Source organism: Meiothermus sp. Pnk-1, assembly GCF_003226535.1.
GTDB lineage: Bacteria > Deinococcota > Deinococci > Deinococcales > Thermaceae > Allomeiothermus.
Window position 1 is genome coordinate 363,897 of the sequence record NZ_QKOB01000002.1, and the last position, 24,168, is coordinate 388,064.

A 24,168-nucleotide genomic window follows, 5' to 3' on the forward strand; every position below is an offset into this window, starting at 1 on the left:
CGTACGCAATACGCAAAACGCCAGACGCAAAAAAGGGACGATCCCCTACGGGACGGGCTACGCCCGTACACCCGGGGTAGATTCCCTATCGGGACCGGCGGAGCCGGTACACCTAGGGGACGATCCCCTATCGGGACGGAGCAAGCTCCGTACACCTAGGGGACCGATCCCCTTCGTATGACGTATGACGCACGACGTTTGCCATAAGACGTACTGCTCGCAGGGAAGGGTTGGGGTAGGGGCCCGTTTCGCATGAAAGGGTATCACTTGATCAGGCCAAGCTGCTTTACCGCGTCCCGTTCGTCGGCTAGCTCCTTGGCGCTGGCGTCCATCCTCTGGCGGCTAAATTCATTGACCTCGAGGCCCTGTACGATGCTAAACTCTCCACCCTGGCATACACAGGGGTAGCTATAGACCAGCCCCTCAGGGATGCCGTAAGAACCATCGGAGGGGATTGCCATGCTCACCCAGTCACCCTCGGGGGTTCCCAGGGCCCAGTCGCGCATATGGTCAATGGCCGCGCTGGCTGCGCTAGCGGCTGAGGAGGCCCCACGGGCTTCGATGATGGCGGCTCCGCGCTTGGCGACAGTAGGGATGTAGGTGTTGGCGTACCACTCGTGGTCGCCCACCAGCTCGTAGGCGTTTTGGCCATCCACCTCACAGTGGAAAAGGTCTGGGTACTGGGTGAGCGAGTGGTTGCCCCAGATGGTCATCTTCTTGATGCTGCTCACCGGGCGCTTGACCTTAGCGGCGAGCTGGCTGATGGCCCGGTTGTGGTCGAGGCGGGTCATGGCGTGAAACTGGCGGGGAGAAAGGCCGGGCGCGTTATGGTAAGCGATGAGGGCGTTGGTGTTGGCGGGGTTGCCCACCACCAGTACCTTTACGTTTTTCTTGGCGTTGTCCGAGAGGGCCCTGCCCTGGGCGGTGAAGATGGCCCCGTTGGCTTGCAGCAAATCGGCGCGCTCCATGCCGGCTTTGCGCGGCATCGCTCCCACCAGCAAGGCGTAATCGGCATCGGCGAAGGCCACGTTCGGGTCATCGGTCTGCACCACCCCGGCCAAGGTGGGGAAGGCGCAGTCTTCGAGCTCCATCACCACCCCCTGTAGAGCTTTCATGGCAGGGGTGATTTCCAGAAGTTGCAGGATGACCGGTTGGTCTTTACCCAGCATCTCGCCCGCTGCGATCCTAAAAAGTAGGCTATAGCCAATCTGACCGGCGGGTCCGGTGACCGCCACACGAACCGGGGATTTCATCTGCGATTCTCCTTTCCATTCGGTGCTGCCCTTGCAGCACCGAAACCGTTCAGAATCATACCGCGAACCACCCTCGGCCTAGCGGTGCAGGTGGTAATACTCCTCGTTGGGTTTCCAGCCGAGCGCGTTGGCCAGGCGGTTGGTGAAGTTGAACATCGCCGCGACCTGGGCCGCTTCGAAGATGGCCTCGTCTGAGAGCCCCACCGCCCGCAGCGGCGTGAGGTCCTCCGGGCTCATGGTAGGAGAGTCTTGGGTCATCTTTACCGCAAAGTCCAGCAGGGCCCGCTCCCGGGGCGTCAGCTCGGCGCGGCGGTAGTTGGCGGCCAGCACCTCCGGAAGCACCAGGTCACCGCTGATCTGGCGTAAGTAGGCGGAGTGGCTGGCCAAGCAGTACTCGCACCTGTTCTCTGAAGAGACCACCACCGCGATCATCTCCCGCTCTTTGCGCGAGAGTTGGCTGTGCTCCTCGTTTCGCATCAGGAAGTCGTAGTAGCGGAACCAGCGCAGGAAATGCTCGGGTAGCAGGGCGAAGTTGCGGGCTACATTGGGGAGTAGGCCGGTTTTCTCGAGAAACTTGGCGAAGAGCGCCTGTACGTCGGAGGGGGCCTCGCTGGGCTCGGGTACTTTGATCCAAGCGGTGGGCTCGAGGGAAGCCGCTTGCGAGTTGGATTGGGTTTGGCTCATAGAGCTTTGCACCTCGGTCTAGAGAACGCCGTTCAGCCTTGCTGTGCTTCCCAGCGGGCGGGAGCGGCCTGTTTGAGAAACTCCACGATATCCTGCGTCGAAGTGCCAGGGCCAAATACCGCCGACACCCCCATCTCTTTTAGGTGCGGTACGTCCTCATCCGGGATGATACCTCCTCCAAAGAGCAGGATGTCGCCCGCATTTTGTTCCTCGAGCAGGCGGCGGACCTCGCTGAAGTAATGCATGTGGGCCCCAGAAAGGATCGAGAGTCCGATGGCATCCACATCTTCTTGCAAAGCCGCCGAGACGATCATCTCTGGGGTTTGCCGCAAGCCGGTGTAGATCACTTCCATTCCCGCATCGCGCAGGGCGCGGGCCACCACCTTGGCCCCTCGGTCGTGGCCGTCAAGGCCGGGTTTGGCGATCAGCACTCGGATTCGTCTATCCATACTCACATTCTACCCAAAGGGGGCCCTGACCCCCTTGTCTGCGAGAAGAGCCAGCGGATAAACTCCCGCTCGCGGTAGGCGCGGTCCCAGCTATTATGTTCCACCCCGGCGTACTCGGTGAAGCGGTGGTTCTTATTCCCAGCGCGCTCAAGGGCCCGCTGCAAAACCCGGCTAAACTCCACCGGAACCACCGTATCGGCGTCACCGTGGAAGTTCCACACCGGCAGATGCCCCAACCTAGACATCACCGCGAAGGGGTCGGCAGCCCCGCAAATGGGAGCCAAGGCGGCGAATTTGTCGGGGTAGCGAATGGCCATATTCCAAGCCCCATGCCCTCCCATCGAGAGCCCGGTCAGGTAAATACGTCGGGAGTCGATCTGGGCTTTACGCTCGAGCTCGCAAAGCAAAGCGTAAACAGCCTCGAGCACCGTTCCCTGCCATAGCAATCCCTGTGGGCACTGTGGCATCAGCACTAAGGCGGGCCAGTCTTCAGGATTTTCCCGGATAGCTGGGCCAAGGCCCACGGTGGTCTGCTTCTTGCCATCGCAGCCCCGCTCGCCCGAGCCGTGCAAGAAGACCACCAGCGGCCAGCCCTCCTTGGGCGGAGGGCCATCGGGGACGTACAGCGCGTAGGGCAGGGTGTCGAAAGCGGCCTTGCGGTAGCGGAAGCGCACGCTCATGGCCCTAAGTCTAGAGTGCCGATCAACATTTGTGTGTATAGTCCCGGCGGGGATGGTCTTTGGTCACACGTCCACCACACGCCTCAAGCCGCTACCCCGCGTCCTGCGTTTCGCGTTTGGTGTACGCCTCCGCAACGCTGCACTCAGACCAGCACCGGCTCCTCGTAGACCCCGTAGACCGCCCGGAGCTGGTCCATCATCTCGCCCAGCGTACAGTAGGCCAGGGCGCACTCGACGAAGTGGGGCATGGTGTTGCGGCCTTCTTTGGCGGCCTGGCGCAGGCCCTCGAGCGCCGCCTGCACGGCGACGGGGTCGCGCTCGCGGCGCACCTGGGCCAGCCGGGCGTTCTGCACCTTCTCCACCTCGGGGTCGATGAGCTGGATGGGCACCTGCAAGCCCTCGTCCTGGAAGGCGTTCACGCCCACGATGATGCGCTCGCCCTTCTCGACCTCCTGCTGGTAGCGGTAGGAGGCGTCGGCGATCTCGCGCAGGAAGTAGCCCTCCTCAATGGCCCGCACCACCCCGCCCATGCGCCGGATCTCCTCGATGATCTGCATGGCCTGGCGCTCCATCTCGTCGGTGAGCCACTCCACGTAGTAGCTGCCGGCCAGGGGGTCGGCGGTGTGGGTCACGCCGCTCTCGTAGGCGATGATCTGCTGGGTGCGCAAGGCGATCTTGGCCGACTCCTCGGTGGGCAAGGCCAGCGCCTCGTCGTAAGCGTCGGTGTGCAGGGAGTTGGTGCCCCCCAGCACCGCAGCCAGGGCCTGGATGGCTACGCGGGCGATGTTGTTGAGCGGCTGTTGCGCGGTGAGCGAAACGCCGGCGGTCTGGGCGTGGGTGCGCAGCATCCAACTAGCCGGGTTCTTGGCTTTGTAGCGCTCGCGCATCTCGCGGGCCCAGATACGCCTGGCGGCGCGGAACTTGGCGATCTCCTCGAAGAAGTCGTTGTGGGCGTTGAAGAAGAAGGAGATGCGCGGGGCGAACTCGTCGATGTCGAGGCTGCGCTCGAGCGCAGCCTCGACGTACTCGAAGCCATCGGCCAGGGTGTAGGCCAGCTCCTGCACCGCGGTGGAGCCCGCTTCGCGGATGTGGTAGCCCGAGACCGAGATGAAGTTCCACTTCGGCACGTTTCGGGGGCCCCACTCGAAGGTGTCGATGACCAGCTTGACGCTGGGCTCGGGCGGGAAGATGAACTCCTTCTGGGCGATGAACTCCTTGAGGATGTCGTTCTGGATGGTGCCGCCCAGCCGCTCCCAGCGGTAGCCCTTCTTCTTGGCCGCCGCCAGGTACATCGCCCAGATGGCGTTGGCCGGGGAGTTGATGGTCATGGAGGTGGTGACCTCTTCCAGGTTGATGCCCTCGAAGAGGATCTCCATGTCGGCCAGGCTGGAAACGGCCACCCCGCACTTGCCCACCTCGCCCTTGGAGAGGGGGTGGTCGGAATCGTAGCCCATGAGGGTGGGCAGGTCGAAGGCGGTGGAGAGGCCCGTCTGGCCCGCCGCCAAAAGCTTCTTGAAGCGCTCGTTGGTCTGCTCGGCGCTGCCGAACCCGGCGAACATCCGCATGGTCCAGAGCTTGCTGCGGTACATCGAGCCGTAGACGCCGCGGGTGTAAGGATACTCGCCGGGGTAACCGAGCTTTTCTTCGTAATCGAAGTCGCGCAGATCTTCAGGGGTATATAGCGGGTCTGGCGCGATGTCCGAGAGGGTCCTATGGGCGACCGGGCGCTCGGGCATCTTCTGGAGCGACTGGTTATAGGTTTCCTGCATCCAGGCGTTTTTGGAGCGCTTTGTGCTCATGCTCTGATTTTATAACGCTTTTGCTGATTTGAAACGCTAAACCGTTAGATAGTCGCGGTTTCTCCGGGCCAGCGCCGAATCTGGCCGGGACAATCGTCATAGGTACAAACGCCTCTGTGGCATTTGGTTGGATCCGTCTAGGCTAGGGCTGAGGAGGATAACATGACAACCGCCAAAATCACTGCTCCCACGCAAATACCAGAACCCGCTGTCGCCCGCTTTCTCTTTTCCGACACCCGGCTGGCCCCCTTATGGCTGATCCTGAGGGTCTACTTGGGATGGCAATGGCTCGAGGCCGGTTGGGGCAAGCTCACCAACCCAGCCGGGGTATGGGTGGGTGAAAAGGCAGGTGTGGCCCTCGCCGCTTTTCTCAAGGGAGCGCTGACCAAGACCACTGGCGAACACCCCGACGTGACCGGCTGGTACGCTTGGTTTATCTCCCATGTGGCCTTACCCAACGCCAAGGCCTTTAGCTACTTGGTGGTCTTCGGAGAAATCCTAGTGGGGTTGGCTCTGATCCTGGGTCTTTTCACCGGCTTAGCGGCTTTCTTTGGAGGCTTCATGAATGCAGCCTTCCTGCTGGCGGGAACGGTGAGCGCCAACCCCTGGATGTTCATCGTGGCGACTTGGCTGGTGCTGGCCTGGCGGAGTGCAGGTTACTGGGGCCTGGATGGCTGGGTGCTGCCTCGCTTGGGAGCGTTCTTTGGGAGAGGCGATCGTTCGCCTGCTGGCTAAGCGCCCTCTCAGACCCCACGGGAGAGAACACCTCTAGGCCTTCCGTGGGGTCTTTACACAATGCCTTGACGAGACAAAGCCATTGTGCGACCATTGAACCCGGACAGGCCTGGAGCAGGTGTCGGTAGTGGGGCTGTCCTAGACACGGGGAGTAGCGCAGTCTGGTAGCGCATCTGCTTTGGGAGCAGAGGGTCGGAGGTTCGAATCCTCTCTCCCCGACCAAGCGACCGGCAGTGTGTAAAGCCACGCGCGGGAGTAGCTCAGTTGGTAGAGCATTAGCCTTCCAAGCTAAGGGTCGCGGGTTCGAGTCCCGTCTCCCGCTCCAAGTTTTTGGCGTCCAGAAGTTGTGGTCTTCCGGACGCCCTTTTTCTATTTGAAGGTAGCCTTGATCCGCTCGCGCGTCTCTCGCCTGCGGGTGTGCCCGGCATGCAGGCGCTCACCCTGCCAGTCTTCCCGACGTAGCGCCAGCGCAAGCCGGTGGTGAGCATCAGGTAAAACATCGGGTACGATGCGGCCTGGGCCGGGTGGGAGCTGTGGCGGGCCTACCAAGCGTGATAGGGGCATGAAGCGTGTGGGCCCTAAAGCGCCCAAACCGAAAACCATCGGCCCAAACCCAAATTCATGGGCAGATGACTTCGTTGTCATCGAACCTGCTAACCCCAACCAAAGACCCCTACCCCCACAAGTCAAACTCAAAGGCAAAAAAAGCTCATTTGAATATGTCAAAGAACAGCGAAGATGAACTTGTTGTCTTTGATACCAACGCGCTGATCCAAATACATACCCAAGAGCGCTTCAGTCAGTTGGCCTTATCGGTTTACCAAAAAGCCGGGTACATCGGGGTTTGCAATCGGGTTGTGCCTGAAATGGCTGGGGCAACCGGGGCTATGGTGCGAAGCAAAAGCCTTAGCAAAGCCGATAGAAACAAGATTCAATCCTTCTTGCTGGACAACCTGGAAAACTGGCCGGTACTTCCAGTTTCAAAAACGGTTTGCCGCAAAGCCTTTGACCTATGCCGAAAACACCCCCTCAAAGGGGCCGATGCCGTACACCTGGCCGCTGCGCTGGATATGCAACTATTTCGTGAGCTAAGGTTTTTCACCCTGGACAAAACCCTGTACCAGGCCGCCCTAAAAGAAAAAGTTCCGGTTGTAGCGGTCTCGGAGTTCGAAGGTGGCCGGTAGACAGACCTTCCGCATCCTCATCGTGGGCAAGTCGGGCTCGGGGAATCCGGCGCATGGAGGAGCGCTACACCGTGGGCGAAGACGGCGACCCCACCCCCACAGCCTTCCGCCAAGGCAAACGGAATACGGGTTATGCCTGCTACATTATTGCCCGGGCCAATTTCTGCACAGAGCTGAAGGGGTAGGTGTCTTTTAGGCGCCAAAAAGGAAAAGCCCGGGTACAGCAACCCGAACTTTTCGCCTTCTGGACTGGCGGGCCTGGAGCGATTCGAACGCCCGACCTACGGCTTAGAAGGCCGCTGCTCTATCCGCTGAGCTACAGGCCCACATCGAGCTAGTATAGCCTGAGCAGGAGGAGGGCTCAACACCAGAGAGGGTCGTGCTAAGCTTCGGGTTATGGGGCCCATTTTTCTGAGCGCCATCAACCAGATGGATCGGGCAGCGTTCGTTGAAGCAGTGGGTTGGGTGTTTGAGGGTTCCCCCTGGGTAGCCGAACGGGCTTGGGCCACCCGTCCTTGGGCGAGTGTGGAGGGGCTGCACCAGGCCATGTGCCAGATGGTCGAGATGGCCCCCATCGCCCTCAAGCTGGATCTGATCCGAGCTCACCCCGACCTGGGTAGCCGAGCCCGGATGGCTGAGGCTTCCGCTCGAGAACAAAAGGGGGCTGGGCTGGACACCCTGGCCCCTGAGGAATTCGATCGTCTTCAGCGGCTCAACCGCTCTTATAGAGAAAAGTTTGGCTTTCCCTTTATCCTGGCGGTGCGAGGCAAGACCAAAGGCGAGGTTTTGCAGGCGCTAGAAGAGCGGCTGGAGCACGATAAACAAACCGAGCTGGAAGCTGCCCTCGAGCAGATCTACCGCATCGCTTGGTGGCGCCTGAGCGAGGTGGTAAATCCTTAGGAGGCCCGTGTGATTGATCCGCTTCATCAAGACCGCCTGAGGGTGGTACGTTGGCCTTGGATAGTGGCCTTGCTGGCGATCTTTGGCATCGGCGTGGCCCTAACCGTGGCCAACGGGTGGCAGGCCCATGCCAAGGAGTTTTTAAACCTGCTGGTGCGCTGGTTACACATCACCTACGGCATCGCCTGGATCGGGGCTAGCTTCTACTTCATCTTTCTGGAGAACGCCCTCGAGCGCCATAACGTACGCCCGGAGCTTTCCGGGAACATCTGGGCCATTCACGGCGGAGGGGTATACTACCTCGAGAAGTACAAAACTGCTCCCCCTAAGCTCCCGCCGTACTTGCACTGGTTCAAGTGGGACGCCTACTTGACCTGGGTGACGGGCTTCTTGCTGCTGGTCATCGTCTACTACTCCGACCCTCGAGCCAACCTGCTGGCGCCGGGAAGCTCGCTCTCGAGCGCTGTGGCGATCCTCATCGCGGTGGGGAGCCTGGTGGGGGCCTGGCTGATTTACGTAGGGCTTTCGCGCACGGCGTTGCTGTACCGGCCTGCGCTCTTCCTAGCGGTGGGAGGGGTGTTGGTGGCGGGAGCGGCTTGGGCGCTGTCGCAGATCTACAGCGGGCGCGGGGCTTTCATGCACGTGGGGGCCATGCTCGGCACGATCATGGCGGCCAATGTCTTCTTCGTGATCATCCCCTCGCAAAAGGCCCTGGTTCGCGCCGCGCAGAAGGGGGAAGCCCTAGACCCGGCCTTCGTCAACTGGGTGCAGCTGAGATCGCGCCACAACAATTACCTGACCCTGCCGGTCCTCTTCACCATGATCGCCCACCACTTTCCCTTTACCTACACCTACGGGGCCAACTGGCTAATCTTGGTGTTGCTCTTTGCGGCGGGGGTGGCGGTACGACACTTCATCAACGTGACCGAGCAACAGCACCACACGACCCTAAAGACCGGCGGGGCCATGCCCTATTTGCTGGTAGTTGCGGCAGTGCTGGTGTTGGGGGTCTTTTATCTCACCGCGCCCAAGGGCGGCAAGACCGCCCTTAGCGGGGAACCGGTAACCTTCGAAGAGGTTCAGGCCATCATCAACACCCACTGCCATGTCTGCCACGCGGCTCATCCTACCCAGCCCGGTTTTGCTTCGGCTCCGGCGGGGGTGATGTTCGACACCCCCCAGGAGATCCTAGCCCAGGCGGGGCGGATCAAGCAGGTGGCGGTGGACTCCGAGTATATGCCGCTGGGAAACATTACCCACATGACCCAGGAAGAACGCTCCAGGCTCGGGGCTTGGGTCAGCCAAGGGGCCAAGGGTCCGGTAAAGTAGAAAGTATGCGCATCGCGGTGTTTTCGGACGTCCATGGCAATCGGTTCGCGCTCGAGGCAGTGCTGGAGGATATCCAGTCGCACCACCCCGACGCGCTGGTCAACCTGGGCGACCAGGTCTGGGGCGCGGCTGACCCGGCGGGGGCCTGGCGGCTCCAGCAAAGCCTAGGGGCTATCACCGTGCGGGGCAACACCGACGAGTTTTTGAGCAAAACAGGCCCCTACGCTGAACTGGCCGATTGGCTCAAAGGACAGCTCGAACCCGAGGCCCCCCAGCGGCTCAGGGGATTCCCCGTCACCGCCGAGGTGGCCGAAGGCGAGGTGGTGGTGGCCCACGGCTCGCTGCACAACCCCTCGGAGGCGTTGTTTTTGCGTTTTGAGGGTGGCCAGAGTTATAACGCCTCACCCCGGGAGATGCTGGAGCAGGCCCGGGCTTTCCCCAAAGCCCGGGTGATCGTGGTGGGGCACACCCACCGGGAGATGCTGCAGGTGCTCGAGGGGATCACCTTCGTCAACGCGGGGCCGGTTTCGCGTCAGTTCGACGGGCTCCCCTTGGCCCGCTGGGTGCTGCTGGAAAAGCGCGGCTCGGGCTGGACGGTCGCTTTCCGGCGGGTCGAGTACGATGTGGAAGCCGCCGCCCGGTGGGCCCTGGAACACGCCCCCATCGGCGAGGCCGAGGCCGCCCATCTGCGCAGTGGAATCCCGAGGTAAAGCATGCCCCGCCTTTCTACCCATGTGCTCGACACCTATCACGGCGCTCCGGCTGCTGGGATGACCTACGCCCTCTATAAGTTGCCTGATCCTGGTGAGCCCTACCTGGCCGCCAGCGGGGTTACCGACGCCGACGGGCGAGCCCTCTTAGGAGAGGACCTCGAGGCTGGGGTCTACGAGTTGGTCTTTTGGGTAGGGGAGTACTTCGCCAAGCGGGGGGTGGTCACCTCTGAGCCGCCTTTTCTCGATACCGTACCCCTTCGCTTTGGCCTGGGCGAAGGAAGGTATCACGTTCCTCTGTTGTGCTCGCCCTGGAGCTACACTACCTACCGGGGGTCTTGAGCCGCCATGCTCCGCCGCCTGGCCCAGACCGTCCTCGAGCGCTGCGACCGCCTCGCCCTGTGCACCGAGGCGGCAGGGCAGATCACCCGTACCTTTCTCTGTCCTCCGATGCGCGAGGTGCACCGGCAGGTGCGAAGCTGGATGGAACACGCCGGGATGCAGGTGCGGCTGGACGCGGTGGGGAACCTTATCGGGACCTACCCCGCGGCCACCCCGGAGGCCCCCAAGCTGCTCATCGGCTCGCATCTGGACACCGTGCCCGACGCCGGGCGCTACGATGGGGTGCTGGGGGTGCTGCTGGGGATTGCGCTGGTGGAAGCTTTAGCAGGCCGGCGGCTGCGCTTCGCCCTCGAGGTGGTGGGCTTTTCCGAGGAGGAAGGGGTGCGCTTTGGGGTTCCCTTTCTGGGCAGTCGCGCCTTCGCCGGGAGCTTTGAGGAAAAGTTGCTCGGGATAACCGACATAGCAGGGGTCAGCGTGGCCCAGGCCATCCGCGACTTCGGCCTCGACCCCGCCGAGATCGCCCCGGCGGAGGGGGAATACCTGGGCTACCTCGAGTTCCACATCGAGCAGGGGCCGCTGCTCGAGGCCGAGGGGTTGCCCATGGGGATCGTGGAGGCGATCGTGGGGCAGAGCCGGCTCGAGCTCGAGTTCGCCGGTCAGGCTGCCCACGCCGGAACTACCCCCATGCACCTGCGCCGCGACGCCCTGGCGGGGGCGGCCCGGTTCGTCCTGGAGGCTGAGGGCCTGGCCCGCGAGGTCCCGGGCTTGGTCGCCACGGTGGGGCAATTGGCGGTGGAGCCGGGAGCGGGGAACGTGATCCCGGGCCGGGCGAGGCTGAGCCTGGACCTGCGGCACGCCCGCGACGCGGTGCGCCTGGAGGCGCTCGAGCGCCTCGGCCATGCTGCCCAGCAGATTGCCCACGAGCGCGGCCTCGGGCTGGCCGTGGCCACTAAACTTGAACAGCCCGCCGTACCGATGGACGCCTGGATGCAATCCCAGCTGGCGGCGGCGATGGAGGAGTCGGGCTACCCCCCCTATAGGTTGCAAAGCGGGGCCGGGCATGACGCCATGATCCTGGCTCAGCGGATGCCCTCAGCGATGCTGTTCTTGCGTAGCCCGGGGGGGATCAGCCACAACCCCGCGGAGGCGGTCTGGCCCGAGGATGTCGCGGCTGCCCTCGAGGTTGGGGCGCGCTTTCTTGCGCGCCTCGATTCGTCGTTGCGCGGCTAGCCCGAGTCTGGCCGCGCCCGTGCTATATTCGGCAGAGGAGCGAATCCCATGGGGCTAGACTTGCTCGTTCGCGGGGGGTATCTGGTTCGCCCGGAAGGGGTCGCGCGGGCTGATATTGGCGTGCTGGATGGCAAGATTGCCATGATCGAAGCGGAGATCGCCGAGCCTGCCCGCACGCTCATCGAGGCCACGGGGAGATATATTTTCCCCGGCCTGATCGATGTTCACGTGCACTTTAACGAGCCGGGCCGCACCCACTGGGAAGGTTTTGCCAGCGGCTCGGCGGCGCTGGCCGCAGGAGGCGGAACCTTATTCTGTGATATGCCCCTCAACTCGCACCCGCCCGTGCTTACCCGGCGGGAGTTCGACGATAAGCTCGAGGCCGCCCGCGCCCACTCCTACACCGATTTTGCCCTGTGGGGCGGGCTCACCCCGGACAACCTCGAGCACCTCGAGGAACTCGCCGAAGCCGGGGTGATGGGGTTCAAAGCTTTCATGGCCAACTCCGGCATTCCCGAGTTCCGCGCCGCGGACGATGCCACCCTCTACGAGGGGATGAAGGCCGCTGCCCGGCTGGGGTTGCCGGTGGCGGTCCACGCCGAGAGCGACGGGCTCACCGCTCACCTCACCCGGCAGATCCGGGGCAAAGGGGGGACGTCAGCCCGCGATTACCTGGCCTCCCGGCCCGTTTTCACCGAGCTCGAGGCCATCCAGCGGGCCCTGCTGTTGGCCCAGGAGACCGGTTGCAAACTGCACCTCGTCCATATCTCGAGCGGGAGCGGGGTGGCGCTGGCCTACCAGGCCAAGGCGCGCGGAGTGGACGTGAGCCTCGAGACCTGTCCGCACTACCTGGCGTTTAGCCAAGCAGACCTCGAACGCTTGGGCGCGCTGCTCAAATGCGCCCCCCCCGTGCGCGTGCAGGAGGAGCAGGAACTTCTGTGGAGTGGGGTGCTCGCTGGAAAAGTGGACCTCATCGCCTCAGACCACTCGCCCAGCCCCCCCGAGCTCAAGGAGGGGGGCGATTTTTTCGCTCTCTGGGGGGGGATCTCGGGGGTGCAATCCACCTTGCCGGTGCTGTTCAGCGAGGGGTATTGGGCGCGGGGGCTTCCGCTGGAGGCGATCAGCCGGATGACCGCCTGCTACCCTGCGCAGCGTTTTGGCTTTGCCTCAAAGGGCCGGGTCGCGGTGGGCTTCGACGCCGATCTGACCTTGGTGGACCTCGAGGCGGAGTTCACCCTGGATCGAGAGGGGCTTTTTTACCGCCACCCCCAAAGCCCCTACCTCGGACGGCGCTTCAAGGGTAGGGTGGTACACACCCTGATCCGCGGCCAGACGGTTTTTGCTGAGGGGAAGCTTTACCCGGAGGTTCGCGGCCAGCTGGTTCGGCCCCGGGTGCGAAGGGGGTTGGGGGGTTCGGGTAGAATCGCCGAATAGCAGGAGGTTTCATGCAACAGCTCGGTATGACCCGCAGTTCCTATCGGCGCGACCACGCCCTCATCACCCCCGACACCTTCATCCGCACCCCCCTGCCAGGCTGGCAGGATTCGGCCTGTATCGTCCACATATCGCCGCAGATGGGGGCGGCGTTCACCATGTACCAGGTGGAGCTGCCGGCTTCCGGCAGGGGGGAGGCTACTTTGGCGGGGGTCGAGCGCTTTGTGTACGTGCTCGAGGGCGAGATCCTGGCCCATCTGGGGGGAAAGACCCACTCCCTGACTCAGGGGGGCTACGCCTTTTTTCCCGCCGGGGTCTCGCACGTGCTAGAGGCGGTGGGAAAGGCCCGCTTGGCGGTGTATGAGAAGCCCTTCCGGCCGCTAGATGGGGTACTGGCGCCCAGCGTGATCGTGGGGAACGAGGCCGACGTGGAGGGTAGACCGCTGGGCGACGACCCCGACCTGATCGTACGGATGCTCCTCCCCGACCAGCTTTCCTACGACATGGCGGTCAACACCATGACCTTTAACCCCGGGGCCGCGCTCCCGCTGGTGGAGGTGCACGTGATGGAGCACGGCCTTTTGATGCTCCAAGGTGGTGGCCTCTACCGCCTCAGCGACCGTTGGTATCCGGTGGCAGCGGGAGACGTGATCTACATGGCCCCCTACTGTCCGCAGTGGTTTGGGGCCATTGGGAAGCAGCCCGCGCGCTACCTGCTTTATAAAGATGCCAACCGCCACCCGCTTGAGCAGGAGGGCTAGGTGAACGTCGATATCCAGCGCCTAATGGGGGAGATCGAGCGCCTTGCTGCCTTCTCGGACGCGCCCGCTCCCGCTGTGACCCGCGTCCTCTACACCCCCACCGATCTAGCCGCCCGGGCCTATTTGAAGTCGCTTTTTGCCGAGGCGGATCTCGAGCTGCGGGAGGATGCCTTGGGTAACCTCTTTGCCCGCTGGGTCGGTGCGGAACCGGATCTCCCTGCGGTGGGTACAGGCTCCCACACCGATGCCATCCCCTACGCGGGCCGTTACGACGGGGTGGTGGGGGTCTTGGGCGGCCTCGAGGCTATCCGTGCCCTCCAGAGGGCAGGTTTTCGGCCCCGCCGCTCCGTTGAACTCCTGATGTTCACCGCCGAGGAGCCCACCCGCTTCGGGGTAGGCTGCTTGGGAAGCCGCGCCCTCAGCGGGGCCTGGACGGCGGAGATGCTCGAGCGCCTCCGGGATTCGGAGGGCAAGAGCCTGGACGAAGCCCGGACCGAGGCGGGTTTTTCCGGAGGGCTCGAGACGGTGCGCCTCCCCGAGGGTTACTACTCGGCCTTCGTGGAGCTGCACATCGAGCAAGGGCCTCTGCTCGAGCGGGAGAATCTCCCGCTGGGCATCGTCACCGCCATCGCTGCGCCCGCCTCGTTGGTGGTCCGGCTCAACGGCCAGGGTGGACATGCCGGAGCCGTGCTGATGTCGGAGCGCCGGGACGCCCTTTTGGCCGGGGCAGAGATCGCCCTCGAGGTGGAGCGCGCTACCCTGGCCACCGGCGCGCCGGATACGGTGGGTACGACAGGGGTCTTCAAGGTTCACCCCGGGGCCATCAACAGCATTCCCAGCCGGGTTGAGCTAGGGATTGACCTCCGCGACATTGACGGGGTCCGCCGGGACGGGGTGGTCGAACGGGTGGTTGCGGCGGTGGGGAAGATTTGCCAACGCCGTGGCATCGACTACGAGGTAGAGGTGCTGAACGCCGACCCGCCCGCCCAGAGCGGGGAAGAGGTGGTGCGGGCGCTCGAGGCCAGCGCGCGGGAGCTCGCTCTGCCCTACCGAAAGATGGTCAGCCGAGCCTATCACGACTCGCTCTTCATGGCCCGCCTCTGCCCTACCGCGATGCTCTTCATCCCCTGCAAAAATGGTTGGAGCCACCGTCCAGACGAGTACGCTTCGCCCGAGCATATCGAGCTGGGGGTGCGGGTGTTGGCCCGCACCCTGGCGCGCTTGGCGTCGTAGCGGTTCTTTTCGTATACTCGTCCAATAACGGCCCGACGGCCTGGCGGAGGTCTATGCAGCCTATACGCTTTACCCTCAACGGCAAGGAAGTGGTGCTGTGGGGGGTGGATCCCCACACCAACTTGCTCACCTGGCTGCGCCAGAACGGGTTCACCGGCAGCAAGGAAGGCTGTGCGGAAGGAGAGTGCGGGGCTTGTGCGGTGGCCCTCGTGCGCCAGGATGCCGAAGGCCGTACCCGCTACGAGGTGGTGAACGGCTGTTTGCTGTTGCTGCCTATGCTGCACGCTCAAGAAGTGGTGACCGTCGAGGGCATCGGCTCGCCGGAGTTGCACCCGGTGCAGGCTGCTATGCTCCGAGGGGGATCCCAGTGCGGTTATTGCACCCCGGGGTTTGTGGTGAGCCTGTTCGCCGAGTATTACCGCCCGGGGCGAGAGGGCTTCGACCTGGAGGCCCTAAGCGGCAACCTCTGCCGCTGTACCGGTTATCGCCCTATCAAGGACGCGGCGCTTGGCCTGCCGCTTCCTGACCCGGAGGATCCCTTCCGCAAGCGGTTAGAAGAGCCTGCCCCCCTTCCTGAGCCGCTGGAGTACACCCAGCTCGAGCGCCGCTTCTACCGCCCCGCTACCCTGCCGGAGCTGTTCGATCTCCTGCAGAGGCACCCTCAGGCCAGGCTCATCGCCGGGGGTACCGATCTCGTGGTCGAGGCTAACCTGCGCCACTCCCGCTGGCCCACCTTGGTGAGCCTCGAGGCCATCCCCGAGATGGGGCGGATCGATTGGGGGGCTGACTACCTGGAGATCGGTGCGGCGGTCCCCTTGAGCCGCATCGAGGAGGAAATTCGGGGTAAGCTGCCTCTGCTGGAGGAGCTGCTGCCCCTCTTCGCCTCGCGGCCCTTGCGCAACCGGGCTACGTTAGGGGGCAACCTGGCTACGGCCTCCCCCATAGGGGACTCGGCCCCGGCGCTACTGGCCTTGGGGGCGTGGGTGCGGGTGGCCTCGGCCAGGGGCCAGCGGCTTATCCCTCTCGACGAATTCTTCCTCGCTTACCGTAAGACGGCCCTCGAGGGGGGCGAGGTCATCCTCTCGGTGCAGATCCCTCGCCCCTTCCCGGAGATTGGACGTTTCTACAAGGTTGCTAAACGCCACCGGGACGACATCAGCACCGTGGCGGGGGCCTTTGCGCTCGAGCTGGCCGGAAACGGCACGGTCTCGCGGATTCGCATCGCCTATGGCGGGGTGGCGGCGACCCCCGTCCGGGCGAAGCTCACCGAAGCAGCCTTGGTGGGCAAGCCCTGGAACCTGGCCGCGGTGCAGGCCGCCTCGAGGGTGCTGTCCACCGAGTTTCGCCCCATCAGCGATCACCGGGGTAGCGCCGAGTACCGCACGGCGATGGTGGCCAAGCTGTTGGAGAAGTTCTTTTATGAATCCTCAGAGGTACCGGCATGACCGTTGGGGGTGTAGCATGAAGATCGTCGGCCAGCCCATCCCTCATGAGAGCGCCCGGGAGCACGTCACTGGCCGGGCCCTCTATACCGATGACCTCGGCGGGCGGTTTACGAACTTGCTCCACGCCTGGCCGGTGCAGTCCCCGCACGCCCATGCCAAGATTCTGCGGCTCAAGGCGGAAGGGGCGCTCTTGGTCCCCGGTGTCCTTCACGTCCTCACCGCCGCTGACGTGCCCGGCCACAACAACGTAGGGCCGGTGCGCCCCGACGAGCCTCTTTTCCCCGAAGAAGTGATGTACCACGCCCAGGCAGTGGCTTGGGTGGTGGCCGAGAGCGAGGAGGCCGCCCGATTGGGGGCGGAGCGGGTAGAGGTCGAATACGCGCCGCTCCCGGCGACAATCACCCTGGAGGAGGCGATCAACCGGCAGAGCTTTTTGAACGACCCTCTTCGGGTGCGCAAGGGCGAGCCCGAGCAGGCTATCCTGGAAGCCCCGCACAAGCTCAAGGGAAAGCTCGAGATCGGAGGGCAAGAGCACTTCTACCTCGAGACCCAAGCTGCCCTTGCCTATCTCGACGAGTATGGCCAGGTGATGGTGCATTCTTCCACCCAGCACCCCAGCGAAACCCAGGCTATCGTGGCCGAGGTGCTGGGCCTACCCCGCCACCGGGTCACGGTGCAGTGCCTGCGGATGGGCGGAGGGTTTGGGGGTAAGGAGACCCAGGCTAACACTTGGGCGGCGGTAGCCGCGCTGGCGGCTTGGAAAACCGGACAGCCGGTGCGGGTGCGGCTCAACCGCACCCAGGACATGACCCTCACCGGCAAGCGCCACCCCTTTATGGGCAAGTTCTCGGTGGGCTTTGACGACGAGGGGAGGATCCTGGGGCTCAAGCTCGAGCTCTACTCCGATGGCGGCTGGAGCCTGGACCTCTCCGAGGCGGTGTTGCTGCGCGCCCTCTTGCACTGCGATAACGCCTACCACATCCCTCACCTGGAGGTGGTGGGGCGGGTTTGCAAAACCCATAAAACTTCCCAGACCGCCTTCCGCGGCTTTGGCGGGCCGCAGGGGATGGTGATGATCGAGGAGATCCTGGACCGCGTAGCCCGTACCTTAGGGCTGCCCCCTGAAGCGGTGCGGGAGCGCAACTTTTACCGCGAAGGGGATACTACCCACTACCTCCAGCCGGTCAAGGATGCCGAGCGGATTGAGCGTATCTGGTACGAGTTGAAGACCACCAGCGACTTTGCTGCCCGCCGTCAACAGATCGCCGAGTTCAACGCGGCGCACCCGCACAAGAAGCGAGGCATTGCCCTCACCCCGGTCAAATTCGGCATCTCCTTCAACGCCATCCAGTACAACCAGGCCGGGGCCTTGGTGCTGGTCTACCAAGATGGCAGCGTGCTGGTGAACCACGGCGGCACCGAGATGGGACAGGGGGTCCACACCAAGATCCTGCAGATCGCCGCACACAGCTTAGGGGTTCCGCTCGAGCAGGTGCGCATCGCCCCTACCCGCACCGATAAGGTGCCCAACACCTCCGCTACCGCCGCTTCCACCGGGAGCGACCTCAACGGAGCCGCGGTCAGAAACGCCTGCGAAACCATCAAAGCCCGCCTGGCCCAGGTCGCGGCCCAGCGCTTGGGGGTAAACCCCCAGGACGTCGTTTTCCAAGAGGGGTGGGTCTATCCCTTGGGGTCTCCGGAGAAGGCTGTACCTTTCGTGGATATTGTCAAGGCCGCGCATGCGCAGCGCGTCCAGTTGTGGTCGGATGGCTTTTACCGCACCCCCGGGCTGCACTTTGACCGCGCCAAGGGCCAAGGCCATCCCTTCCACTACTTCGCCTACGGTGCGGCGGTGAGCGAGGTCGAGGTGGACGGCTTCACCGGCCAGTACCGCTTGCGCCGGGTGGACATCCTGCACGACGTGGGAGACTCCCTCTCGCCCTTGGTGGATTTGGGGCAGGTGGAGGGAGGGTTTTTTCAGGGGATGGGCTGGCTGACCCTGGAAGAGCTTGTCTGGGACGCCGAGGGTCGCCTGGTCACCAAAGGGGCTAGCACCTACAAGCTTCCAAGCCTGGCCGATCTGCCCGAGGTGTTTAACGTGCGCTTCCTCGAGCGGGCTACCGAGCCCGGGGTGGTTTACGGCTCCAAGGCCGTGGGAGAGCCCCCGCTGATGCTGGCTATCTCGGTGCGGGAAGCGCTGAAGGACGCGGTGGCCGCCTTTGGCGCTGGAGGGGTGGTCGAGCTGGCTTGCCCGGCCACCATGGAGGCGGTGTACTGGGCCATCGAGAAGGTGCGCTCGAGGGCGATGGTGTCGGGCGATTGAGTATGCGCTGGTTCGAACATCTGGCTCAGCTCGTCCAGAACAAGACGCCCGTGGTCATGGTCACCTTGCTCTCGGTGCGGGGACATGCCCCGCGCGAAGCCGGGGCTAAGATGCTGGTCACGGCGGAGGCTACCTATGGCAGCATCGGCGGGGGAAACCTCGAGCAGACCGCTATCGCCCGAGCGCGGGAGATCCTCCTGGGGCAGGGGAACCCGGCTTTGGTGGTCCTGACGGCGCGCCTTACCGAAAAAGCAGCGGGCGAGTTTGGGGTGCAGTGCTGCGGGGGAGAGGTAGAGGTTTTACTCGAGAGGGTGGATCCGGCCCGAGCGGCGGTCGCGATCTTTGGGGTGGGGCATGTGGGGTTGGCCCTGGCCCGGATTCTCTCGCTGCTGCCCATCGAGCTATACCTGATAGATTCCCGGGCGGAGCTGATGTCCTCCGAGCGTTTGTACCCGGTCATGCTGGGAGAGGCCCAGGTCCAGGTGCGCCAGCTACCCATCCTCGACGGGGCCGTGGGCGAGCTGCCGGCGGGGACCCACCTGGTCATCATGACTCACGACCACGCCGAGGATCTGTACGTCCTTGAGATGGCCTTGCGCCGGGCTGATTTGGGGTACATAGGGCTGATCGGGAGCCGGGCGAAGTGGGCGCGTTTTCGACAAAAGCTCCTCGAGCAAGGGTTTTCCGAGGAGGATCTGGCCCGGGTGAGCTGCCCCATCGGCTTGCCGGGGGTTCCTGGAAAGTCGCCGGAGGCTATCGCCATCGCCACCGCCGCCCAGCTGATGGGCCGGTTGGGCCTGGAGGCTGACTGGAGCGACCCACCCCTGCCCAAAACCTCTTCGGCAAGGCTATGATGTGCGCGTTGTGATGAGCCAACCCCTCCTCGAGCTCCACCACATCACCAAGCGCTTCCCCGGCGTGGTCGCCAACGACCGGGTGAGCCTCCAGGTCTACCCCGGCGAGGTGCTGGCCCTTTTGGGCGAGAACGGGGCCGGGAAGAGCACCCTCGTCAGTATCCTGTACGGGCTGTACCTCCCCGACGAGGGGGAGATTCGCCTCGAGGGCAAGCCTATCCGCATCGCTTCCCCGGTGCACGCCCTCAAGCTGGGGATCGGCTTGGTTCCTCAGCACCCCTTGCTGGTGAGCCGCCATACCGTGGCGGAAAACCTGGCCTTGGGGATGGGTAGCCCGTTCTTCCCCGCTCGCCGCATCGTCCCGCTTATCGAAAGGCTTTCCCGCGCCTACGGGCTCGAGGTGGACCCCAAGGCCCCGGTGCACCAGCTTTCCCCCGGCGAGAAGCAGCGCGTCGAGATCGTGCGGGCGCTTCTGCGCGGGGCCAAGGTGCTGATCCTCGACGAGCCGACCAGCGTGCTCACCCCCCAAGAAGCCCAGTCCCTGTTCAAGGTCATGCGTGAGCTGCGCTCGGCGGGAAAGTCGCTGATCTTTATTTCCCACAAGCTTGAGGAGGTGCTGGCCATTTCCGACCGCTGCACGGTGCTCCGCCGGGGTAAGGTGGTAGGAAGCCTCCACACCGCTGAAGCCACCCGCTCCAGGTTGGCCGAGATGATGGTGGGGCGTGACGTGAGCTTCGAGCGCAAGCGGGGCGAAGCGCGGCTGGGAAGGGTGCTGCTCGAGGTCGAAAACCTTCGGGTGAGGTCGAGCCGGGGGCTGGAGGCGCTGCGGGGGGTGAGCTTCCGGCTGCGCGAGGGCGAGGTGTTGGGGATCGCGGGGGTCGCCGGAAACGGTCAGAGCGAGCTTGTCGAGGTGCTGGCGGGTCTGCGTAGGGCCGAGGAGGGAAAGGTGGTGCTCGAAGGGAAGCCCATCGCCGCCAACCCAGCCCAGCTTTTCGAGCGAGGGGTGGCCCATATCCCCGAAGACCGCCTGCGCATGGGTACGGTGCCCACCATGACCGTGGCGGAGAACCTGGCCCTGCGAGAGTTTGAAAAGCCTCCTCTAGCGCGTGCTTTTCTGCGTAACCTGACGGCCTGCGAACGCTACGCCCAGGCTAAGGTGCAAGAGTACGCTGTGGCCACCCCTAGCATCCACACCCCGGTGCGGCTTCTCTCCGGCGGAAACATCCAGAAGGTGATCCTGGCCCGTGAGCTTTCCCATCGGGCCAAGCTGATCCTGGCCGTCCACCCTACCTACGGCCTCGATATCAGCGCGACCGAGCAGGTACACCGGGCGTTGTTGCACAAGACCTATGAAGGGGTAGGGGTGCTTTTGGTGTCTGAAGACCTGGAAGAACTGCTCTCGCTTTCGGACCGGATCGCGGTGCTCTATCATGGCCAACTCAGAGGCCCGTTCGAGGTCTTTGAGGTCGGCCGTGAGGAGATTGGCCTGCTGATGGCGGGGGGGGAGGCGGAGCGCCCAGCGCGGAACGCTCCACGCGGAACGCTATGAATCTGTCTCCTTGTTGGCCAAACCCTAAGTCTAACGCCCGGAACCTGGAGGTCCGCCGATGATCCGCCTGGTTCCCGAACCCAACCCCTCCCGCTACCGCGCCCTCTGGGTGACGCTGGGAGCGATGGGGGTGGCTTTCGTCATCGCCGGGGGGATCTTCTGGGCCTACGGGGTGGGCCCGCTCGAGGCCTACCGGACGATGCTCGAGGGTACCCTCTTCGACCCCAGAGGTCTGCAAGAGGTCCTTCGCCGCACCATTCCCCTCCTCCTGATCGGGGTAGGTCTGACCCTGGCCTTCCGTACGCAGTTTTTCAACATCGGGGCCGAAGGACAGCTGCTCCTGGGGGCGGTCTGTGCCGCGGGAGTTGCTCTGTTCGTCCCGCTTTTACCCTCCCTGACCCTACCGGCGATGTTTGTAGCGGGGGCCATAGGCGGGGCCTTGTGGTGTTGGGTGGCGGCCTGGCTCAAAATCCGCTTGAGGGTCAATGAGATCCTCACCACCCTAATGCTCAACTACGTCGCCCAGTATGTGGTCATCTACCTCATCAACGGTCCTTGGAAGGGCAAGGACGCTCGCGGGTACATCTACTCTGACCAGTTCGCCCCCGGGGCTCAGATCCCGGTGATCCCCGGGACCAACGTCCACTGGCCCACGCTCCTACTAGGCATTTTCCTGGCCCTGGCTTTGCAGTTTCTGCTCGAGCGCACCACGCTCGGCTACGCCATGCGGGTGGTGGGGGAGAACCCAGGGGCGGCACGCTATGCAGGGATCGCAACCTCTCGGATCGTGTTGCTCATCGCCCTCATCACCGGAGGGGCGGCGGGGCTGGCTGGGGTAGGGGAGATCGCCGGGATCCACCACCGCCTCATCGAGCCCTTGCAACTGTCGTCCGGGTATGGCTTTACCGCGGTGATCGTGGCCTGGCTGGCCCGAGGCAACCCTGCGGTGGTGCTTCTCACCGCGCCGCTGATGGGGACTATCCTAGCCGGGGGCGATGTGCTCAAGGTGGGCCTTAACATGCCGTTTCGGGTGGTGGACGTCTTCAGCGGGGTGATGCTGTTGTGTTTGATCGCCTCGGAGGTATTGCTGCGGAACCGGGTGAGATGGGAAAGATGATGAAAAAACGCGCACGGCCTGTTTGTGATATGCGGGGCTCATATGGATGAGATCTTGAATGCCTTTACTCGAGCCCTCTCCTTCGGTACCCCGCTCCTTTTGGCCAGCCTGGGGGCCATCGTGAACGAGCGGGCCGGGGTGGTGAACCTGGGGGTCGAAGGCATGATGGCGGTGGGGGCCTTGGCCGGGTTCGCCGTCGCTTATGGCAGCGGAGCCGGAGACGGCAACCTGGCCCTGGCCATTCTCGCCGCGATGGCCGCGGGTACGCTGGCCTCGATGATCCATGCGTTTGTGACCATCACCCTGCGGGCTAACCAGTTCGTCTCCGGTCTGGCGTTGAGCATGTTGGGGCTGGGGGTGGCGGGGCTCTTGGGCAAGCGCTTCGAGGGGTTGCCGTTATTCAATCAGCCCCCCGAGCTGCCGTTTACCTTGGGTGCCATCGGCTTGGCCTTGGGGCTGGCGCTGCTGCTGGACGCCACCCATTTGGGCTTGGTGCTGCGCTCGGTGGGAGAGAATCCGGCCGCCGCCGACGCGCTGGGAATCAACGTGCTGGGGGTGCGCTACGCTGCGGTGGGGTTCGGCGGGGCCATGGCGGGGCTGGCGGGGGCGTTTCTCTCGTTGGTCTACCGCCCCTCCTGGACGGATGGCATGACCGCCGGGCTGGGCTGGATCGCGGTGGCGCTGGTGATCTTTGTAGGCTGGAGCCCCTTTAGAGCCATCTTCGGCTCCATCTTCTTTGGGCTACTCTACTATCTGCAGTTTCGCCTCCAGGGGCAAAGCGGCGTCCCCACCGAGGTGTTTGCGAGCTTGCCGTACCTTTTGGTTATACTGGTGCTGGCTTTGTCCGGGCTGCGCGGGCAGCAGGGCAATGCGCCAGAGTCGTTGGGAAAACCCTATCAACGCGGAGAACGCTAGCTTGTAGGCCTGGCTTTGCCGAGGGAGGAGATTATGAAGATGCGCTGGCTGGTGGTTGTGTTGGCTTTGGTGTGGGGCTTGGCCTTGGCCCAGGAGAAAAAGCTCAAGGCCTGTTTTATCTACATAGGCCCCGTTGGAGACATTGGCTGGACCTTTGCCCACAACGAAGCCCGCTTGGCTACCGAGAAGGCCATCCCCGGCCTCGAGACCAAGTACGTGGAATCGGTCAAGCCCTCCGACACCGGGGCGGTGGTGGATCGGCTGGTTAGCGAAGGCTGCAACGTGATCTTCACCACCTCTTTCGACTTCATGGACGCTACCCTCGAGGCGGCCAAGAAATACCCCGACGTGATCTTTGCCCACGCCTCGGGCTTCAAGCGGGCCCCCAACATGGCTACTTACATGGCCGACTTCTACCAGGTCTACTACCTCAACGGCCTGATGGCCGGGGCCTTGACCAAGACCGGTAAGGTGGGCTACGTGGGGGCTTTCCCCATCCCCGAACTCAAGCGCCACATCTCGGCCTTCGCCCTCGGGGTGCGAGCGGCCAACCCCAAGGCCACCGTCAACGTCAAGTGGATCAACGCCTGGTTTGACCCCACCAAGGCGCGTGAGGCCGCCGAGGCCCTCATCGCCGAAGGTAACGACATCCTGGCCTTCACCGAGGACACCGCTACCGTGGTGCAGACCGCGGCCAAAAAGAAGATCCCCAGCTTCAGCCATTACAACTCGATGTACAAGTTCGCTCCGGATTACGTGGTCTCGGGGCAGATTGTGCACTGGGAAAAGATCTACATCGACTTCCTCAAGAAGGTGCAAAACGGCACCTACACCAACAAGAACCTGCAAAACGTGGACTACTGGTGGTTGTTGCGCGAGGGGGCGGTTGAGCTGGGGGCCCAGGTGGGCATGCCCATCAACCCCAAGTACGAGAGTGCCCTCAAACAGGCCACTATGACCGTAAACGGCAAGAAGGTGAGCGTTTACGACCGGGTGATGGAGCTTCTCAAGGACATGTCCAGCCCCAACCCCAAGTTTGATCCCTTCACCGGCCCCATCAAGGACCGCAACGGGGTGTTGCGGATCCCAGCGGGCAAGAAGGCCAGCGTGGCCGAGCTCACCAGCATGCAGTGGGTGGCCCCCGGAGTGGTGGGCCAGGTGGCCGACGAACCCAAATAAGGCATCCCGCTAAACCTCGAGCGCTGTCGGCTCGGCTTTCATCGCGGCCCCTCTTCGTACAGG

Annotated in this window: 22 protein-coding genes and 3 tRNA genes; 19 read left to right on the forward strand and 6 right to left on the reverse strand. The window is 63.7% G+C overall.

Features of this window, described 5'->3' with window-relative positions; all coding sequences use genetic code 11:
* Positions 1 to 263 precede the first annotated feature (263 nt).
* The 5 genes from DNA98_RS04495 to DNA98_RS04515 all read right to left on the reverse strand — a co-directional run bounded on the left by DNA98_RS04495 (position 264) and on the right by DNA98_RS04515 (position 4,865).
* Positions 264 to 1,253 carry a malate dehydrogenase gene (locus tag DNA98_RS04495; RefSeq protein ID WP_110526345.1) on the reverse strand — a complete coding sequence of 330 codons (990 nt, stop codon included), beginning with the start codon at positions 1,251 to 1,253 and terminating at the stop codon, positions 264 to 266.
* A gap of 78 nt (positions 1,254 to 1,331) precedes the next feature.
* Entirely contained in the window at positions 1,332 to 1,937 is a 606-nt protein-coding gene (locus DNA98_RS04500; protein ID WP_110526348.1) for a peroxidase-related enzyme, read from the reverse strand.
* 32 nt (positions 1,938 to 1,969) lie between these two features.
* Positions 1,970 to 2,386, reverse strand: coding sequence for a cobalamin B12-binding domain-containing protein (locus DNA98_RS04505; RefSeq protein WP_110526351.1), 417 nt, complete (start codon positions 2,384 to 2,386; stop codon positions 1,970 to 1,972).
* A gap of 2 nt (positions 2,387 to 2,388) precedes the next feature.
* A complete protein-coding gene (locus DNA98_RS04510) occupies positions 2,389 to 3,066 on the reverse strand; it encodes an alpha/beta hydrolase-fold protein (RefSeq protein ID WP_110526354.1) in 678 nt (225 codons plus the stop codon).
* A 143-nt stretch (positions 3,067 to 3,209) separates the two neighbouring features.
* Positions 3,210 to 4,865, reverse strand: a complete 1,656-nt coding sequence (locus tag DNA98_RS04515; protein ID WP_110526357.1) for a methylmalonyl-CoA mutase — start codon at positions 4,863 to 4,865, stop codon at positions 3,210 to 3,212.
* A 162-nt stretch (positions 4,866 to 5,027) separates the two neighbouring features.
* Between DNA98_RS04515 and DNA98_RS04520 the strand changes: the two genes are divergently transcribed.
* The 4 genes from DNA98_RS04520 to DNA98_RS04535 all read left to right on the forward strand — a co-directional run bounded on the left by DNA98_RS04520 (position 5,028) and on the right by DNA98_RS04535 (position 6,784).
* Positions 5,028 to 5,600, forward strand: a complete 573-nt coding sequence (locus DNA98_RS04520; RefSeq protein WP_110526360.1) for a DoxX family protein — start codon at positions 5,028 to 5,030, stop codon at positions 5,598 to 5,600.
* 145 nt (positions 5,601 to 5,745) lie between these two features.
* Positions 5,746 to 5,822, forward strand: a tRNA-Pro gene (locus tag DNA98_RS04525).
* 27 nt (positions 5,823 to 5,849) lie between these two features.
* Positions 5,850 to 5,925, forward strand: a tRNA-Gly gene (locus tag DNA98_RS04530).
* 394 nt (positions 5,926 to 6,319) lie between these two features.
* Positions 6,320 to 6,784, forward strand: coding sequence for a type II toxin-antitoxin system VapC family toxin (locus tag DNA98_RS04535; protein WP_110526363.1), 465 nt, complete (start codon positions 6,320 to 6,322; stop codon positions 6,782 to 6,784).
* Between the two features lie 250 nt (positions 6,785 to 7,034).
* Here DNA98_RS04535 and DNA98_RS04540 read toward each other — a convergent pair.
* Positions 7,035 to 7,110 (reverse strand) — tRNA-Arg (locus tag DNA98_RS04540).
* Between the two features lie 70 nt (positions 7,111 to 7,180).
* On the opposite strand from DNA98_RS04540, the gene uraD reads away from it, so the two are divergent.
* From uraD to DNA98_RS04615, 15 genes are all read left to right on the forward strand, one after another.
* Complete coding sequence (gene uraD / locus DNA98_RS04545) at positions 7,181 to 7,684, forward strand: 2-oxo-4-hydroxy-4-carboxy-5-ureidoimidazoline decarboxylase (protein WP_174720008.1); 504 nt, start codon at positions 7,181 to 7,183, stop codon at positions 7,682 to 7,684.
* Positions 7,685 to 7,693: 9 nt separating this feature from the next.
* Entirely contained in the window at positions 7,694 to 9,013 is a 1,320-nt protein-coding gene (locus DNA98_RS04550; protein ID WP_233493082.1) for a urate hydroxylase PuuD, read from the forward strand.
* Positions 9,014 to 9,018: 5 nt separating this feature from the next.
* A complete protein-coding gene (locus DNA98_RS04555) occupies positions 9,019 to 9,723 on the forward strand; it encodes a metallophosphoesterase (RefSeq protein ID WP_110526366.1) in 705 nt (234 codons plus the stop codon).
* Positions 9,724 to 9,726: 3 nt separating this feature from the next.
* Positions 9,727 to 10,065, forward strand: coding sequence for a hydroxyisourate hydrolase (uraH, locus tag DNA98_RS04560; RefSeq protein WP_110526369.1), 339 nt, complete (start codon positions 9,727 to 9,729; stop codon positions 10,063 to 10,065).
* Positions 10,066 to 10,071: 6 nt separating this feature from the next.
* On the forward strand, positions 10,072 to 11,295 hold the full coding sequence (locus DNA98_RS04565; RefSeq protein ID WP_110526371.1) for an allantoate amidohydrolase: 1,224 nt from the start codon (positions 10,072 to 10,074) through the stop codon (positions 11,293 to 11,295).
* 48 nt (positions 11,296 to 11,343) lie between these two features.
* Complete coding sequence (locus DNA98_RS04570) at positions 11,344 to 12,729, forward strand: allantoinase (RefSeq protein WP_110526374.1); 1,386 nt, start codon at positions 11,344 to 11,346, stop codon at positions 12,727 to 12,729.
* 11 nt (positions 12,730 to 12,740) lie between these two features.
* The gene (gene allE / locus DNA98_RS04575) at positions 12,741 to 13,490 is read left to right on the forward strand and encodes a (S)-ureidoglycine aminohydrolase (protein ID WP_110526376.1); all 750 of its coding nucleotides are present in this window, start codon (positions 12,741 to 12,743) and stop codon (positions 13,488 to 13,490) included.
* On the forward strand, positions 13,491 to 14,723 hold the full coding sequence (locus DNA98_RS04580) for a M20 family metallo-hydrolase (RefSeq protein ID WP_199489355.1): 1,233 nt from the start codon (positions 13,491 to 13,493) through the stop codon (positions 14,721 to 14,723).
* A gap of 53 nt (positions 14,724 to 14,776) precedes the next feature.
* Positions 14,777 to 16,168, forward strand: a complete 1,392-nt coding sequence (xdhA, locus tag DNA98_RS04585; protein ID WP_110526379.1) for a xanthine dehydrogenase small subunit — start codon at positions 14,777 to 14,779, stop codon at positions 16,166 to 16,168.
* Positions 16,169 to 16,184: 16 nt separating this feature from the next.
* A complete protein-coding gene (gene xdhB / locus DNA98_RS04590; protein ID WP_110526382.1) occupies positions 16,185 to 18,491 on the forward strand; it encodes a xanthine dehydrogenase molybdopterin binding subunit in 2,307 nt (768 codons plus the stop codon).
* 2 nt (positions 18,492 to 18,493) lie between these two features.
* The gene (gene xdhC / locus DNA98_RS04595) at positions 18,494 to 19,345 is read left to right on the forward strand and encodes a xanthine dehydrogenase accessory protein XdhC (RefSeq protein ID WP_110526385.1); all 852 of its coding nucleotides are present in this window, start codon (positions 18,494 to 18,496) and stop codon (positions 19,343 to 19,345) included.
* Between the two features lie 13 nt (positions 19,346 to 19,358).
* Positions 19,359 to 20,894, forward strand: a complete 1,536-nt coding sequence (locus tag DNA98_RS04600; protein ID WP_110526388.1) for an ABC transporter ATP-binding protein — start codon at positions 19,359 to 19,361, stop codon at positions 20,892 to 20,894.
* Between the two features lie 61 nt (positions 20,895 to 20,955).
* On the forward strand, positions 20,956 to 22,011 hold the full coding sequence (locus DNA98_RS04605; protein ID WP_370444432.1) for an ABC transporter permease: 1,056 nt from the start codon (positions 20,956 to 20,958) through the stop codon (positions 22,009 to 22,011).
* Between the two features lie 42 nt (positions 22,012 to 22,053).
* Positions 22,054 to 22,926 (forward strand): ABC transporter permease, encoded by an 873-nt coding sequence (locus tag DNA98_RS04610; RefSeq protein WP_110526394.1) that lies wholly within the window; start codon positions 22,054 to 22,056, stop codon positions 22,924 to 22,926.
* Between the two features lie 39 nt (positions 22,927 to 22,965).
* Complete coding sequence (locus DNA98_RS04615) at positions 22,966 to 24,105, forward strand: BMP family ABC transporter substrate-binding protein (RefSeq protein WP_110526992.1); 1,140 nt, start codon at positions 22,966 to 22,968, stop codon at positions 24,103 to 24,105.
* Positions 24,106 to 24,168 lie beyond the last annotated feature (63 nt).